This is a genomic window from Metabacillus sp. RB-C-LZQ-3-1 (genome assembly GCF_058315175.1).
On record NZ_JBZFLI010000023.1, the window covers coordinates 41,713 to 57,425 of the forward strand.

Consider the following 15,713-nt stretch of genomic DNA (forward strand, 5'->3'; position numbering starts at 1 on the left):
ATTTCATATTTGGTGACTGCAATTTCAATGGAGGTGATTTAAAGCATGTCTAAAAATAGCGGTGACTTAAAAAATGGTACTTTCTTAAACCCGATACTAAGAGGAAATTATGCAGATCCTTCTATTATAAGGGTAGGTAATGACTATTATATGGTCAACACTTCTTATAAATATACACCTGGTCTAATCGTCTGGCACTCGATGGATCTAGTAAACTGGACTCCAATCGGAACAGCTTTAGAACAGCTAAATGGAGATGTTTGGGCACCTGAACTAGTTTTTTATAAAGGGATATATTATATTTACTTTCCAGCAGATAAAACCAATTGGGTTGTGACAGCTAAAGACCCAAGAGGGCCTTGGAGTAAGCCGATCAACCTCAAAACCAAATATATAGATCCTGGACATGTAGTGGGGCCAGATAGTAAAAGATATTTACATTTATCCGGTGGAAATATGGCAGAACTATCAGAGGATGGATTATCAGTCATTGGTAAAACAACCAAAGTTTATGAGCCTTGGAGATATCCTGATCATTGGGAAGTGGAAGGCTTTAGCCCAGAGGGTCCAAAATTAAAATATTACAATGGCTATTATTATTTAACTATTGCGATTGGTGGAACAGCAGGACCGCCAACAAGTCATATGGTAGCAGCTTCAAGATCGAAAACACCATGGGGGCCATGGGAGCATTCTCCTTATAATCCAATTATACGAACGAATTCAAAGGATGAAAAATGGTGGTCTCAAGGCCATGGTACGCTTATTGATACGCCATCTGGAGAATGGTGGATGGTCTTTCATGCATATGAGAACAACCTACATACATTAGGACGTCATACTATGCTATTACCAATTGAGTGGACAGAGGACGGATGGTTTAAGATACCGGATCAGATCGATTATCAGCAGCCAATAAGAAAACCTGAGGGTGAATCTGTTAGCCATGGATTTCCAACAGTGGACAAATTTGATAGAAAAGAATTGGGACTTCAATGGCAATGGTTTGGTGAACCGGAAAGAGATCGTTTCTATATTGAAAATAAAGCATTAGTTGTGAATGGATATGAAGAGGGAATTCATTCTCCACTCCTTTATATGCCTGGTGATCCATATTATGAAGCCGAAGTAGAGATAGAGGCTGATGGAGATGCTGAAGCAAGGTTCCTGCTTTTTTATGATCATTCTGCTTTCTTTGGAATAAGTGTAGTGGCTGAGGGAGTTAGGCATTTTAGAACATTCAAACAATATCGTGTCGAACATTTTGATGGTAAGAGTGTACATGTCAGAATAAGAAATGAGCATAATATCGTTTCCTTCTATTATAAAGACTCGCAAGGAATATGGAAAAAATATGACAAGGTCATTGACTGTTCAGGCTTTCACCATAATACATTCGGTGGGTTTCTTAGTTTGCGTATTGGATTAGATGTTAATGGTAACGGTAAAGCAAGGTTTCGAAATTTTCAATATCGAAGCCTGTAACCCCTCAAAGCTAATTTGTGAAATAAATAAGCAATACATGAAATGATTTTTATAGGAAGAGGAGGGGACTAGAATGTGGGCGCCTGATTTCTTTCTAGAAAACCTTTATCAAAGGACAGTATCAAAAGTGACGAAAGAATATAACGAAAGCTGGAAATGGAATGGAACAGAGCTCTTTGAGCAGTTGATCGGTCATTTTCCATCATCACAAGAGAAAGGACTAAATCCCACAGTTATTGAGAAAACAGAGCAGGAGGACTATAGTCGGCTCAGAGTAGAAGTAACAACGCTTGATAACCTTATTATGCCGATCTATATTCTTATCCCTAAACAAAATACAAATAATAAGTTTCCTGCCGTACTTGCCCTTCATGGTCATGGCTTTGGGAGTAAGGAAATAGTTGGCTTAAATGTGGATGGAACTGAAAATGATCATGCTCCAGGTATTCATCAAAATTGTGCCATTGAACTTGTGAAAAAAGGAATGGTTGTTGTTGCCCCAGAATTAATTGGTTTTGGTGATCGCAAGCTAGTACGTGATATTCACTCGGATAATCAGAACCAAAACTCATGTTTTGCCATTGCAAGTCAATTGCTGTTAATGGGAAAAACATTAGCGGGTTTAAGAGTATTCGAATGTAAAAAAGTGCTCGATTTTATAGATTCAATGGATGAGGTAGATCCTGAAAGGATTGGATGCTTCGGATTCTCAGGAGGAGGTCTTGTCGCAGCCTTTACTTCAATTGTTGATCAACGGATAAAAGCCACCGTTCTTTCAGGCTATACAAATACATTTAAAGGGAGCATCATGGAACGTAACCATTGCCTAGATAACTATATTCCCGGTGTTTTACAACTAGGAGAAATGCCTGAATTAATCGGTCTTATTGCTCCGAGGCCATTATTTATTGAATCTGGGATAGATGATCCTCTTTTTCCACTAAAACATGCAAAAGAAGCTTTGGATATTTTATCACATATTTATGAAAAATTTAATGCGGTAAATTCTCTGAATTATCACTTATTTGAGGGGGAGCATGAAATTTGTGGTGATAAATCCTATGAGTGGCTATATCACACTCTGTTAAATACCAAAAATAGTGCTTAGGAGATTCCAAGTTTGTTGAAATCTTGTTGAGAGGATGTTAGTGTTTGAAAACATTTAAAAATCCAATATTACCAGGGTTTTATCCGGACCCATCTATTTGCAGGGTGGATGAAGATTATTATTTAGTTACATCAACCTTTGAATATTATCCTGGCGTTCCGATTTTTCATAGTAAGGATCTTGTGAATTGGCAACAAATTGGTCATGTATTAGATCGCCCATCACAATTGAACCTAGATGGAACGCCTAGCTCTAGAGGTATTTATGCTCCGACAATCCGTTATCATAATGGACTATTTTATATGATTACGACATTTGTGGAAAGTGCGAAAGGGGCTCGGAAAAATTTTTATTGTACAGCAACTGATCCTGCCGGGCCTTGGTCTGATCCAAATTGGCTAGAAGATGCTCCTGGAATTGACCCTTCTTTATTTTTTGATGATGATGGGAAAGTGTATTATACAGGAAACAGACAGCCGCCAGAAGGACAGCAGTATTCAAAGCATATGGAAATATGGCTTCAAGAGTTAGACTTGGAAACCAAGCAGTTAACAGGTCCGAAATATAGTCTGTGGGATGGAGCTTTAAAACAAATACATGCTCAGGAAGCACCTCATTTATATAAAATGAATGGTATGTACTACCTCATCATTGCGGAAGGGGGAACAGGATTTACTCATTCAGTAACAATCGCCCGAAGTGAAACAATTACAGGTCCTTATGAAGTGTGTAAAACCAATCCAATTTTAACCCATCGTCATTTAGGAAGAGACTACCCTATAGCAAATGTAGGTCATGCTGATCTCGTAGAAACACAGGAAGGAGAGTGGTGGATGACATGTCTTGGATCTAGACCTTATGGAGGAGGATTCAGAAATTTAGGGAGAGAAACATTTCTAGTAAAGTTTGTTTGGGAAAATGGCTGGCCTGTTGTAAATCCTGGTAAGGGAATCATTGAGAGTGTTAGTGAACGGCCTCGATTAAAAGAGAAACGCTGGCCAACTCAGCCTTGCTGTGATCATTTTGATACGCCAAATTTAAGCTTAAATTGGAACTTTATACGTACTCCAAGGGGAGACTTTTGGTCTTTAGAAGAACGTCCGGGCTATTTAAGATTGAAAAATAAGCGAGAATCAATAACAGAGGAGACCAATCCAAGCTTTATTGGCAGAAGACTACAGCATATGAATTTTGCTGTTAGGACTGTGATGGATTTTCAACCTAAAAATGAATATGAGAAAGCTGGATTAGTATTACTACAAAATCATGATTACCAGTTTAGAATAGAGCAAACAAAAATAGATAATCGATTTGTTGTTTCTTTAACAAAGAGAGAAAAGGGTGTGGACCACATCTTAGCCACACATGATATTTATTCTTCAAGGCTGTATTTAAAAGTTGAAGCAATCGGTCAAGACTATAGCTTTTATTATAGTGAACAACCTGAGAAGTGGAAAACACTGATGGAAAATGTAGATGGAAGAATTCTGAGTACGGATGTTGCTGGAGGATTTGTCGGTGCATACATCGGCATGTATGCAAGCAGCAACGGTCAAGAGAGTCATAATTTCGCAGACTTTGATTGGTTTGAATATATAGAAATTTAAATGGCAATGAAAATATATGTTTATGAATATGACATCAGATAGGCTTACGCAACATATGCGTAAGCCTTTTGTTGTTTAGGAATTTACTGTGGATAAGTGTTCGGCATCCAGCTCCGAAGCACAGGATGTGCAAGTGCAGTTGCTGCGACAGGACGTCGCGTTTGTAACTGCCTCTAGGGTCTAGCCAATTTAGAATTGAATAAAGAACGCCTTTTATTCTAAAATGCCCGAGGCTGACAAGGCGCTTACTTGGTGATAAGCCATGTTTTTCTAATCGTTATTTTAAACCAAACCCTTGCTTAAACAACCAAGCTTTACATAAATCAGTCCATTTTCCGACGATAGGATCGTCTTCAGCTAGCCCTAAACCATGACGACCATTAGGGAAAATATGCATTTCAAAAGGTATTTGATATTTGCTTAACGCTTGTGCAAATATAAGACTGTTTTCAACGGGAACCGCAGCATCATCAGCAGTATGCCAAATAAATACTGGAGGTGTATTTTCGCTGACATTCATTTCACTTGATAATAAGAGTCTCTCGGCTTCGCTTGAGTTTTCCCCTAGTAAATTTATTAATGAGCCTTCATGATAAAATTGTAAAAAGGAGATCACGGGATAGCAGAGTATGGCAATATCAGGTCTGCTGTTTTCTCGATCAATCGGATCACTTGCGTTTTTGTTTCCGATATCAGGTTGGGTAGCAGCAGTTGAGACAAGGTGCCCGCCGGCTGAAAATCCAAGAACTCCGATCTTATGTTTATCGAGATTCCACTCCTCCGCATGATACCGAACATATTTAATTGCACGCTGGACATCGAGTAGTGGAACAGGATGTTGAGAGGGGGATACTCTGTAATCTAAAACAAATGCTGAAATGCCAATACTATTTAACCATTTAGCAACTGGTGCACCTTCATGCTCTGCGCGCCTGCTATACCCGCCACCAGGACAAACAATGACGGCACCGTGCTTTTCTTGACGGTCTAATAAAAAGGGGGTAATGACAGGTACTTCCTCGTCATTTTTTCCGTCATGATAAGGAATAACACCTTCCCATAATAAGTTTGCCATTCAAAACGCCTCCTCCTTGTTATTCTGTATGAAAATTTACTATACGCGTGGATTCCATCCGTCACAACTTTGAAATATCTGCTCTAAGGTAAGAAGATTAACTTTATCTTTTGATAAGGTAGAAGCCCACATAACACGGTGTTCTTTAGCAGATCCGGGACCGCTTGAGTCGTATTCAGCATATCTGGCTGTTTTTTCGTTGTCAGGATTTCTCCAATTATCCCATCCTTCTTGCTTAATATGCTTACCCATCACTGTCCTAATAAAAACGGTGTGAGCATAAGGCCTCCATGGTCTGCCTAGATAGACCGTATTTTCTTTTGCAGATCCTGTTAATCTACAATCGAAGAAAATAAAACCGTACGGGATATCCTTTGGTGTAGAGGCAGCTGTAATATAGCCTTCTCGTAAACTATGTATCTCACATTGAGTAAAAACAACTGTTCCAGAGCCGAAAATAAAGTCAACATGGCCTTCAATATAACAGTCAATAAAATATTGTCTTCCCCTGCATGAATAAAAGGTATCTTGGTTGCCAAGCAATCTTACGTTTTTATAGATTCCTCGATCACCTGAAACATAAAGAGCTAGTGCCTGGCCTATTTTAGGGCCGAATCCAGCCGTATTTTCTATGGTTAAGTTCTCCACCTTAACATTATCAGCTAGTATGGAAACAGTAGGGGTTTGAAAGGTACCAAGCATGTTTTTGTTGCTATCTAGCATATTTGCATACACATGATTTGAAATAATGGTTTGTTGTGTATTGTCACCAATTAATTGAATATCAGGTTTATTGTCAGGAACGATTACCCTTTCATGATAGATTCCACCTTTAATAAAAATGGTGACTGGCTCTAATGGGTGTACTCTAACATCATCAATTGCTGCTTGAATACTAGTGAAATCACCGCCGCCATTTTTATCTACATAAATATTTCTCAATTTGACGCTACACTCCTTTTTTGATAAAAGTATTCTGTTTTTTCAGATAAATTGAGGTAAATTGTGCTATTATTGTAAGGACTGATACATTTATGGATGAGGAAATAGGACGTTGTTATTAGTTACTATCTTATTATACAATAAAATGAAAACGTTAACATTTTATTTTTGGTGTTTCATAAAAAGATAGAATAAAATTGGGGGACTTATTATGAAACAAAGATTTGTAACTTATCTATTGATCAATTTAATTGTTTTTGGCGTATTCACAGGATGCTCTTCTATCGATTCCATAAAAGGAAACGATGTAGCTGCATCAGCGGATTATTCTGGCCTAGTGTTAGAATGGATGACAGAATTGCATAAACAGCAGCCGCCAAGTAATGAAATTATTCAAGAGATTGAGAAATTAACAAATGTAAATATGAACGTGATTTGGGTTCCTGATGAAATAGGAGCGGACCGTCTAAATGCAGCACTTGCTTCAGGAAAATTACCTGAGATTGTGACGATTACTGATATAAAAGCTTCTTCTGTTTTAAATTCTTTAAGAGCAGGGATGTTTTGGGAAATTGGACCTTATTTAAACGATTACCCGAACCTAAAAAAAATGAATGAATCAATCTTAACGAATATATCATTTGAAGGAAAGATTTATGGCATTTATAGAGAAAGACCCTTATCCAGGCAAGGGGTCGTGATTCGTAAAGATTGGTTGCAGAACCTAGGGTTGCCGATGCCTGAAACAGTAGAAGATTTATATGAAACCGCAGAAGCTTTTACATACAATGATCCAGATCAAAATGGGAAACATGATACGTTTGGCATAACTGATCGAAATGATTTAACATATGGCGTATTTAAAACTCTTTCTTCCTATATGGGGACTCCGAATGAATGGGGGGAGAGGAATGGGAAGTTAGTTCCTGACTTTGATACAGAAGAATATATGCTCTCAATGAAATTGATGAAGAAATTGTATGAAGAGAAATTGATTAATCAGGATTTTCCTATTACAAGTAAAGACCAACAAAAAGAATTATTTATTACAGGTAAAGCAGGTATCTTTATAGGAAACATGGTTGATGCAATTGATATGAGGGATAAAGCATTAAAATTAAATTCTAACATGGAGATTGATATCACTAATCGCATAAAAGGTCCAGATGAAACAGAGCATGTATGGGCAACTGGCGGACATGGGGGAATGTTTGTATTTCCTAAAGCTTCAGTAGAGACTGAAGAGAAACTAAAAAAGATTTTGGCATTTATGGATCGAATGGTGGAGGATGATATTGCAACTTTATTGGAAGTAGGTATTGAGGGCGTGCATTATCAAAGGCTGAAGGATGGCTCATTTGAAATTATTAAAGAAAATAAAGGGCTGCTAGAGAGAGATGTAAAACCATATTATGCGTTAAGAAGTATTTCCTCAAGCAACTATAAAAATGAAAGCGATCCATTAAGAGTGAAGTTCGATACCTTAACTAAGGATAATGAGAATTTCTTGACTTTAAATCCGACAGAATCATTGTTTTCTCCAACGTTTACTGAAAAAGGAAGTGAACTGAGAAAAATGATAGATGACGCAACATATAAGTTTATTTTAGGAGAGCTAGAGGAAGAAGGTTTTAAGCAAGAGATTTTGAAGTGGAAAAAAAGTGGCGGAGAACAAATCATAAAGGAGTTTAATGAAGAATATAAAAAATACCAAAAATAGGAGCTGTCTCAATTGGGACAGCTCTATTTTATCCTTCGTTTTAGTGTTAGTGTCTAGCTCCAGGCGCCATCGGCGAAGTACAGGACGTACAAGTACAGTTATGGCAATTTACGTCGGTTAATAACTGCCTCTAGGGTCTAGTCAAATAGGAATTGAAGGTAAAGAACACCTTCTATTCCTTATTCGTCATTTACTTGTCGGGGCTAATCAAGGCGCTTGCGCTTGAATTTATAAGTATTGTACTTAGTATAGGTGTCCAGCTCCAGCGCCTAGCTCTTCGAGGTCATAAGCCACAAATGAATTGAAGACAAAGAACGTCTTCTATTCATTTGCGTCTTATTTGCCCGAGGCTGATTAAGGAGCTTACGCTTTTCTTATTATTGTGCTTTCTTAAGTTCTCGATATTTCCCGGGTGTTGTTCCTTCATTTTTACGAAAAGAGCGAATAAAATTTTGTGAATTGTTATATTTCAGTTTTTCGGAAATTTCTTTAACAGACATATCTGTTTCCACTAGCCATTTCTTTGCCATGTTAATACGGTACAATGATAAGTAATCACTAAAGGAGATGTTTTTCTCTTTACGAAAAATGCTGCTTAAATAATTAGGGTTATAATGAAGTCTTGCTGCAATCGCTTCAAGAGTAATATCAGAATCAAATTCTTGCTGAATAATATGAATAATATTATCAGAAAGATTCTTATATTGTGATTCTGTGCGTTCTTCTATTTTGTTAATTAATGGATAAATAATGACATCCTTAAACCAATGGTGTATTTCTGATAAAGTTTTTAATTCGTATAAGTGGTCAAATAGGGACTTTTTATTATCTAATTCGATAATATCTATCCCTAATGTTTGCATGAGTTCAATTAAATCATTAAGTAAGCGGACAATAGAAATTTGAAAATGTGTATGGTTTAACTCTTTCTCTACAATGGCTGAAAGAAAGCTGTTTAGTAATTCATCTATTTTTGGTTTATCGCAAATCTTAATGGCGTCAAATAATTCATTCTCAATTTGCTTAGGAAAAAAAGTATGAAAAGATGTACTTCTATTAAGATTTTCAAAAAAGATTATCGATTCTGTACCAAACTTAATGGTATATTTTAAGGCCTCAAGTCCTTCCTTGTAGGCATGAATTGTCGAAACCATGTCTGAAAATGGCAAGCTAATGCCAATGCTAACAGGAATGTTTAATTCTTCCTTTACTTTTGTTTGAATAGTTTGTGCTAAGTTTGTTACAAAATAAGTGTATTCTCTGTCATCTTCATGATCACTTAGGAGCACTGTAACTTGAGTCCGATTCATGACCGTCGGAGTTAATCTTGAGCTACTAGGAATAAGGTCTTCAATCATTGTATTAATAGCAAATAATAATAAATCCTCTTCTTTTTGGTCATAGCCAGTCCCTTCAAACAAATCAATTTGTAGTGTAAAAACGCAAAGCCGTTTCCAGTTTTGATTAAATCCAAAGGAAGAAAGCCTTGTTGGTATCTCTTCAGAACTAACTTTTCCTTGTAAAAGCTTAACAATAAAAAACTGTTTTAATTGAGAAATTTGGCCTTGTACCTTTTGCTCCAGCTGTACATTTCGATCTAATATGTGGTGAATTTGATGCTCTATTAAATCAAATTCGTTTTGATGTTCGATGTCATGCTGATGTTGAAATTTACTTGAAATCAAATCTTGTATCCGAAGAATTGGCCGGTAAATTCGATTGGACCCTACGAATGAAATACATAATGATAAGATCAGTAAAATAGTACAAATAAGAAAAGTAAACCAGCCAATTGAACTTGATTGCTTATTTAGATCCTTGATTTTAATAAGTGAAAGATATGTCCAATTATTATAGTCAGACTTTCTGAAAGTAATTTTGTAAACGGTTTCACCAATATCTATATTAAATTGTCCGGATTGGGACTCCGAGCTCTGTAACTTTTGAATTAAACTTTGGTTGGAGAAGTCCTTTCCAATATTCTCGGGTGTACTATGTCCAACAACCTGGAATTTTTCATTTAAAATCACGGTTTCCTCAAGGTCAAGATTTTGTGAAGTAATAGTAGAAAACTCGCAAATAGGTATAACAGCAACTGCAACTCCGGTTTTCGTTACACTATTTAGCGGGAGTTGTTTAACTAAATTCATGTGGTATTTACAGGAGTCATTTGTTTCTGAATCAAGAAAAAGTTTGTTTGTCTTATCCATGACCCAGGTTGACTTCGTTGGTAACGATAGGTATTGACTATTAATATCATTCACTTGTTCAGTATTAAGCCTTTGAAGTCCATTATTATTGATGATCCAATTTTGCTTGAGGCTGATTAACAGTATGTCACTTAATCCCGTATCATACGTTTGGAGGTGACTTAATTCTTCTCTTACTTGATTGTATATTTGAAATTGATTGGGAAGTAATGGTTGCTCTAAGGTGTCCGTAAGTTGAGAGGAAGTAACATAATTTGTAAAAGAGTGATCGACAGTTTTTAATACTTGTTCAATGTTCATTTGAACTTGATAAATACTTTGTTGTTTTTCTTTTGCGACATTTGATTGAATAATTTCAGAAGATTTTAAATAAGAAAATAAACCCACAATAATAACAGGAACAGTTGCTAAAACGATGATAAAAGTAATTAAGCGAAAATAATAGTTAGTTGATCTTTTTTTCATAAGAGCCCCCTGTCATATGAAATTTTTTAGATTAGCAATACAATAGTTTTATTATATATGAAGATACGAGGAATTGGATATAATCATTATCTTATATCATGTTCAATAGATCATTTTTTTGTTAAAAAGACTAGAGTTATAGCATAGTTTCATCTAACTGTCTTGATGATTATAGATGTCATGGCAGTAATCATGTACTTTATTATTTAAGTAGGATAGAAAAGGAGGAACGGCATTATTCTTGTTAAACAACACCCTGTTCAAGAAGAAAATGTGATCGCTTACATATGACTGATCTGATCGTTTGAACTATACAAGATGAAAAAGAGAGGAGAAATAAATGATGAACGAAAATGTAAAAGTAAAAAAACCTCTTTACTGGGCAAGTCAACTGACTGAAACTTTAATGAAAAAATATAGTCCTAATGAACTTCCTCCAGCAGGAAGATGGCATTATCACCAGGGTGTTTTCCTATGTGGAGTAATGAGTTTATGGGAAAAGACCGGGAATAAAAAGTATTATCAATACTACAAAGAGTATGTCGATCAAATAATCGATAACAATGGTAATTTCTATTTTCGAAGAGATGAACTAGATTCGATTCAAGCGGGCTTACTGTTATTTTCTCTTTATAAAGATACTGGTAATAAAAAATATAAACTTGCGGCTCAGAAGCTTAGAAGCTTGTTTCACACATTAAATACAACGAGCGAAGGTGGTTTTTGGCATAAAGACAAATATCCATACCAAATGTGGTTAGACGGTTTATATATGGGAGGACCGTTTGCTTTCCATTACGCGAATGAATTCAATGAACCAGAGCTAATTGACATGGTCATTCATCAAGAACAGCTTATGAGAAAACATACAAAGGATGAAAAGACTGGGTTGTATTATCATGGATGGGATGAAAAAGGTGAAATGCCATGGGTAAATCCAGAGACGAATGCTGCACAGGAAATTTGGGGACGATCTTTAGGATGGTATGGTCTTGCGATCGTTAACATGATTTGCTTATTACCTGAAGATCATCCTAAACGGATTGAATGGATTGGTGTGATTCAAGATTTGGTCGTAGCATTATCCAAATTTCAGGATGAGAAAACAGGGCTTTGGTATCAGGTGGTTGATAAGGGAGAAAGAGATGATAACTGGTTGGAAGCATCTGCATCAAGTTTATTCATCTACACAATTGCAAAAGCCGTAACCAATAAGTATGTCGATTATGAATATTTTAAAGTTGCGTGGAAAGGTTTTAACGGTCTACTTGAACATAAAATAACAGAAACAAATGATTTGGTCGTAATTAAAGATATTTGTATTGGAACATCGATTGGTGTATATGATTATTACGTCAACCGGGAACGAAGTGAAAATGACTTACATGGTGCAGGTGCTTTTATTATGGCATGTATGGCCATGGATCAGTTAGATTCATAGAAGGAAAGAGGTAGAGTAAGAGATTTTTACTAATAAAGGTGAGGTGTGGGGAAATTGAGAAAATACGCGATATGTGGATTAAGTAACAGAGCCTTAAAAATGTTTATTGGACCATTACTAAATGAATTCTCTGCTAACAATCAAGTTGTTGCATTGCTGGATTTTGATGATACAAGATTTATTAATTGTAAGAGGGAATATCCACAATTAAGTGCAGTAAATACTTATAGACCAAATGAATTCCAACAGATGATAAATGAAACGAAGCCCGATGTATTAATTGTTGCAAGTAGAGATGACACACATGCAGACTATATTATAAAAGGATTAGAAAATGATCTGGATGTGATAACGGAAAAGCCAATGGTAACAACTGTCGAAGATGCAAGGAAAGTACTTAAAGCAGAAGCAAAAAGTAAAGGGAAGGTAACGGTAACATTTAACTATCGTTATAGCCCTTTTCACCGAAAAATAAAAGAGCTATTGCTGGAAAATAAGATTGGGAGAATCACATCTGTTGATTTAAATTGGTATATAGATACATATCATGGAGCAAGTTATTTTAAACGTTGGAATCGACAACGTCAGTATTCCGGCGGGCTCTCGGTCCATAAGTCCACTCACCACTTTGATTTGGTTAATTGGTGGTTAGACCAACATCCAGTTGAAGTTTTTGCATTTGGAGCATTAAATTATTATGGACCAGAAGGAGAAATGAACCCTTTAAAAGAAGAGAATAATCGATTCTGCGGCACATGCCATGTAAAGGACAAATGTGATTATTTTATGAGATGGAGCTCCCGAAGTGAAACAATCAATGTAGAGGATGACCATTACACGCATAATGAAATGAATGCAAAAAACTACACAAATTATCGTCCAGATGCTTGTATTTTTGACTCGGAAATTGATATTGAGGATACGTATACGGCAACAGTAAAGTATGATAAAGGTGCTTTATTGAGTTACTCCATAAACTTTTCTTTACCTTATGAAGGGTATCGTTTAGCCATTAACGGGACTAAAGGAAGAATTGAAACACAGGAATTCCATGCACCAAGTAGAGTACCGTTTCCAACACCTGAACAAACAATTGAATACTATCCACTATTTGGATCAAAAGAGACCATACATGTTGTCCAAACACCTGGAGGACATGGAGGAGGAGATCCCATTCTACTAGAAGATATTTTTCTAGGACCTGATCCAAGAAGACATTATGAGATTCTAGCAGGTACTGTTGCTGGAGCTTACTCAATTGCAACTGGGGAAGCTGTATGGAGGTCAGTAAAGGAAAAAACGCCGATTCATATTGAGAATATGTTAAAGCTGCAACAAGAAGAGGTAAACACGTGAATTGGATGAAGGAGGGATGACATGAGATTAGGCGGGCTTTCGGGTAACTTTTTTAAAATGAGTGAATGGATTTCAAGGCTTGCATATGCAAACATCCTCTGGATTGTCTTTACCTTAGCAGGACTAATATTTTTTGGCTTTATGCCTGCAACGGTAGCTCTTTTTACTGTTGTTCGCAAATGGATAAAGGGAGAAAACGATGTTCCTGTTTTTTCACTCTTTTTCAAGACGTATCGCAATGAATTTCTAAAATCTAATAAGCTGGGATTGATCTTATTTATCTTCGGCTACATTCTATACATTGATCTAGCCTTTATTCCAGCGGAAGGAATGTTCTATACTCTTGTAAGAATGGGTGTTTTAGTTATAAGCTTCTTATATATCATTGTGTTACTTTATATGTTTCCTGTATATGTTCATTATGATTGGAAAGTTAGCTTGTATCTAAAATATGCTTTCATTTTGGGAGTTTCCTACCCTATTTTGACATTAGGGATGTTTGTTGGTTTAGGTATTTTATATACTATTTTAACTATAGTACCTGGTATTATTCCATTCTTCAGTGTTAGTTTGCTAGCTCTTCTATTAATGAAAATAGCCATGCTTGTTTTTTCAAAAGTAGAGAGTTTAGCATTAAATAAACCTACAGTAGAATAAGGGTAGTAAATAAGAGGTGAAATTTCTAAAGGAGTGAAAAGAAAATGAGAGAATTCGGTGAATGGGAACCTGCAGAACCTGGTGTTAAGCGGAAGATCTTTCAACCAGGAGAGGGAATGATGATGATGGAGGTTCGATTTGAGAAGAATGCAGAAGGATATGAGCATAGCCATGTTCATGAACAAATGAGCTATTGCCTAGAAGGAAAGCTTGCCTTTCGAATTGATGGAAAAGAAACCATCATTACAAAAGGTGAGACGATCTATATTCCAAGCAATGCAAAACACGGTGTAACGGCTTTAGAGGAGTCTGCGTTACTTGATACATTTACTCCAATTCGAGAAGACTTACTGAAATAACTCTAAGAGATTATTAGTTTTAGTGTGAAAAGAATTTGATTAAAGTCGAGATGTAAGGGAATTGCCCATCTAACGCAACTTAACCGATTGCAGAAAAGTGGCGGAGAAAAGAAACGATTCTGTTATTTCAATTTCCCAAAAAATGAATAGATGAATAATTCTACTGATTGTTAAATAAGATAAATATATAGACATTTGCCCATCAGATAAAGTATAATAACCAATAGACCAAATTTAATATTTAAACTTCCACCGTAAAGGGGAGTAGCGTCAGGTATAACCTGAAACAAAAGTCGTCATTACATGAACACTGTTCATCGGCTTTGTTGGCATTTAAATTGTGCTTAGCGAGACCTTTGCCACTATGGCAAAGGTCTCTTTATTTTTTATAAATAACTATTTTCAAATCTACAAAGATTTAAAAATAGTAAACTTTATATAGGAGGTATATGTATGGAAATGGATTTTCTCACTGCACTTTTATCTATTATCGTAATTGATTTAGTTTTAGCTGGAGATAATGCCATCCTAATTGGATTAGCGGCAAGAAAATTGCCAAAGCACCAACAGAAAAAAGTGATATTATGGGGATCGCTAGGAGCAATTGTGATTCGTATTGTAGCTACACTAGCAGTTGTTTGGTTATTGGAAATTCCTGGTTTACATTTAGTCGGAGGTCTGCTTTTAGTGTACATCGCCTACAAATTGCTTGTTGATGATAATGACCATGGTGATGTTAAAGCAAGTGATAGCTTTTGGGCAGCGATTCGAACAGTCATTATTGCAGATGCATTAATGGGACTTGATAATGTATTAGCTGTAGCAGGTGCATCACATGGAAATATGCTACTAGTTGTTATTGGACTATTAATCTCTGTTCCTGTTGTTATGTGGGGAAGCACATTAATTCTTAAGTGGATTGATCGTTTCCCAATCATTGTGACAATCGGTGCCGGTGTTCTTGCTTGGACAGCTTCAAAAATGATTGTCGGAGAGCACTTCTTAAGTGGATTGTTTGAAAATGGTTTTGTGAAATATGGATTTGAAATATTCGTCATTGCAGCAGTTATTTTAACAGCTAAATATGTGCAATCTAAAGCTGCTGCTAAAGGAGAAAAAACAGAAGAAGAAGCAGTACTTTTAAAAACAGGATCTAACTAATACAATAAAGGCCAGTCCTTCTTAACCTAAAGAATTCTGTTTTGAGGTGCTTTCTGAATTTATTTCCGAAATGACAAAAGTTTAGACAGAGCAATTGGTATATTAAAATGTAAAAACTCACCGCATA

At 36.2% G+C, this 15,713-nt stretch carries 12 protein-coding genes; 9 read left to right on the forward strand and 3 right to left on the reverse strand.

Annotation, left to right across the window (positions count from 1 at the left end):
- Positions 1 to 45: 45 nt before the first annotated feature.
- From AC4GZ8_RS23250 to AC4GZ8_RS23260, 3 genes are all read left to right on the forward strand, one after another.
- Positions 46 to 1,485, forward strand: coding sequence for a family 43 glycosylhydrolase (locus AC4GZ8_RS23250; RefSeq protein ID WP_491084264.1), 1,440 nt, complete (start codon positions 46 to 48; stop codon positions 1,483 to 1,485).
- Positions 1,486 to 1,558: 73 nt separating this feature from the next.
- A complete protein-coding gene (locus AC4GZ8_RS23255; protein WP_491084265.1) occupies positions 1,559 to 2,593 on the forward strand; it encodes an alpha/beta hydrolase family protein in 1,035 nt (344 codons plus the stop codon).
- 44 nt (positions 2,594 to 2,637) lie between these two features.
- The gene (locus tag AC4GZ8_RS23260) at positions 2,638 to 4,200 is read left to right on the forward strand and encodes a glycoside hydrolase family 43 protein (protein WP_491084266.1); all 1,563 of its coding nucleotides are present in this window, start codon (positions 2,638 to 2,640) and stop codon (positions 4,198 to 4,200) included.
- A gap of 277 nt (positions 4,201 to 4,477) precedes the next feature.
- On the opposite strand, the gene AC4GZ8_RS23265 is transcribed toward AC4GZ8_RS23260, so the two are convergent.
- Together AC4GZ8_RS23265 and AC4GZ8_RS23270 are read right to left on the reverse strand one after the other, a co-directional pair.
- On the reverse strand, positions 4,478 to 5,275 hold the full coding sequence (locus AC4GZ8_RS23265) for an alpha/beta hydrolase (RefSeq protein ID WP_491084267.1): 798 nt from the start codon (positions 5,273 to 5,275) through the stop codon (positions 4,478 to 4,480).
- A 39-nt stretch (positions 5,276 to 5,314) separates the two neighbouring features.
- Positions 5,315 to 6,217, reverse strand: a complete 903-nt coding sequence (locus AC4GZ8_RS23270; RefSeq protein WP_491084268.1) for a pectinesterase family protein — start codon at positions 6,215 to 6,217, stop codon at positions 5,315 to 5,317.
- A 211-nt stretch (positions 6,218 to 6,428) separates the two neighbouring features.
- Here AC4GZ8_RS23270 and AC4GZ8_RS23275 point away from each other — a divergent pair, with 211 nt between their 5' ends.
- On the forward strand, positions 6,429 to 7,937 hold the full coding sequence (locus tag AC4GZ8_RS23275) for an extracellular solute-binding protein (RefSeq protein WP_491084269.1): 1,509 nt from the start codon (positions 6,429 to 6,431) through the stop codon (positions 7,935 to 7,937).
- A gap of 377 nt (positions 7,938 to 8,314) precedes the next feature.
- Here AC4GZ8_RS23275 and AC4GZ8_RS23280 read toward each other — a convergent pair whose 3' ends face one another.
- The gene (locus AC4GZ8_RS23280; RefSeq protein WP_491084270.1) at positions 8,315 to 10,612 is read right to left on the reverse strand and encodes a helix-turn-helix domain-containing protein; all 2,298 of its coding nucleotides are present in this window, start codon (positions 10,610 to 10,612) and stop codon (positions 8,315 to 8,317) included.
- A 343-nt stretch (positions 10,613 to 10,955) separates the two neighbouring features.
- Between AC4GZ8_RS23280 and AC4GZ8_RS23285 the strand changes: the two genes are divergently transcribed.
- The 5 genes from AC4GZ8_RS23285 (at position 10,956) to AC4GZ8_RS23305 (ending at position 15,586) form a co-directional block, all read left to right on the forward strand.
- Positions 10,956 to 12,053 (forward strand): glycoside hydrolase family 88/105 protein, encoded by a 1,098-nt coding sequence (locus AC4GZ8_RS23285; RefSeq protein ID WP_491084271.1) that lies wholly within the window; start codon positions 10,956 to 10,958, stop codon positions 12,051 to 12,053.
- 54 nt (positions 12,054 to 12,107) lie between these two features.
- Positions 12,108 to 13,409 carry a Gfo/Idh/MocA family protein gene (locus AC4GZ8_RS23290; RefSeq protein WP_491084272.1) on the forward strand — a complete coding sequence of 434 codons (1,302 nt, stop codon included), beginning with the start codon at positions 12,108 to 12,110 and terminating at the stop codon, positions 13,407 to 13,409.
- Positions 13,410 to 13,430: 21 nt separating this feature from the next.
- Positions 13,431 to 14,066, forward strand: a complete 636-nt coding sequence (locus tag AC4GZ8_RS23295; protein WP_491084273.1) for a YesL family protein — start codon at positions 13,431 to 13,433, stop codon at positions 14,064 to 14,066.
- 44 nt (positions 14,067 to 14,110) lie between these two features.
- Complete coding sequence (locus AC4GZ8_RS23300) at positions 14,111 to 14,425, forward strand: cupin domain-containing protein (RefSeq protein ID WP_491084274.1); 315 nt, start codon at positions 14,111 to 14,113, stop codon at positions 14,423 to 14,425.
- A 453-nt stretch (positions 14,426 to 14,878) separates the two neighbouring features.
- Positions 14,879 to 15,586: a TerC family protein gene (locus AC4GZ8_RS23305; protein ID WP_491084275.1), complete on the forward strand. Its 708-nt coding sequence runs from the start codon at positions 14,879 to 14,881 to the stop codon at positions 15,584 to 15,586.
- The last annotated feature ends 127 nt before the right edge of the window (positions 15,587 to 15,713 follow it).

Coding starts and splice junctions, on each gene's coding strand:
- AC4GZ8_RS23265 (WP_491084267.1), bottom strand. CDS start 5,275: ATGGCAAACTTATTATGGGAAGGTGTTATTCCTTATCATGACGGAAAA.
- AC4GZ8_RS23300 (WP_491084274.1), top strand. CDS start 14,111: ATGAGAGAATTCGGTGAATGGGAACCTGCAGAACCTGGTGTTAAGCGG.
- AC4GZ8_RS23280 (WP_491084270.1), bottom strand. CDS start 10,612: ATGAAAAAAAGATCAACTAACTATTATTTTCGCTTAATTACTTTTATC.
- AC4GZ8_RS23275 (WP_491084269.1), top strand. CDS start 6,429: ATGAAACAAAGATTTGTAACTTATCTATTGATCAATTTAATTGTTTTT.
- AC4GZ8_RS23305 (WP_491084275.1), top strand. CDS start 14,879: ATGGAAATGGATTTTCTCACTGCACTTTTATCTATTATCGTAATTGAT.
- AC4GZ8_RS23250 (WP_491084264.1), top strand. CDS start 46: ATGTCTAAAAATAGCGGTGACTTAAAAAATGGTACTTTCTTAAACCCG.
- AC4GZ8_RS23285 (WP_491084271.1), top strand. CDS start 10,956: ATGAACGAAAATGTAAAAGTAAAAAAACCTCTTTACTGGGCAAGTCAA.
- AC4GZ8_RS23255 (WP_491084265.1), top strand. CDS start 1,559: ATGTGGGCGCCTGATTTCTTTCTAGAAAACCTTTATCAAAGGACAGTA.
- AC4GZ8_RS23295 (WP_491084273.1), top strand. CDS start 13,431: ATGAGATTAGGCGGGCTTTCGGGTAACTTTTTTAAAATGAGTGAATGG.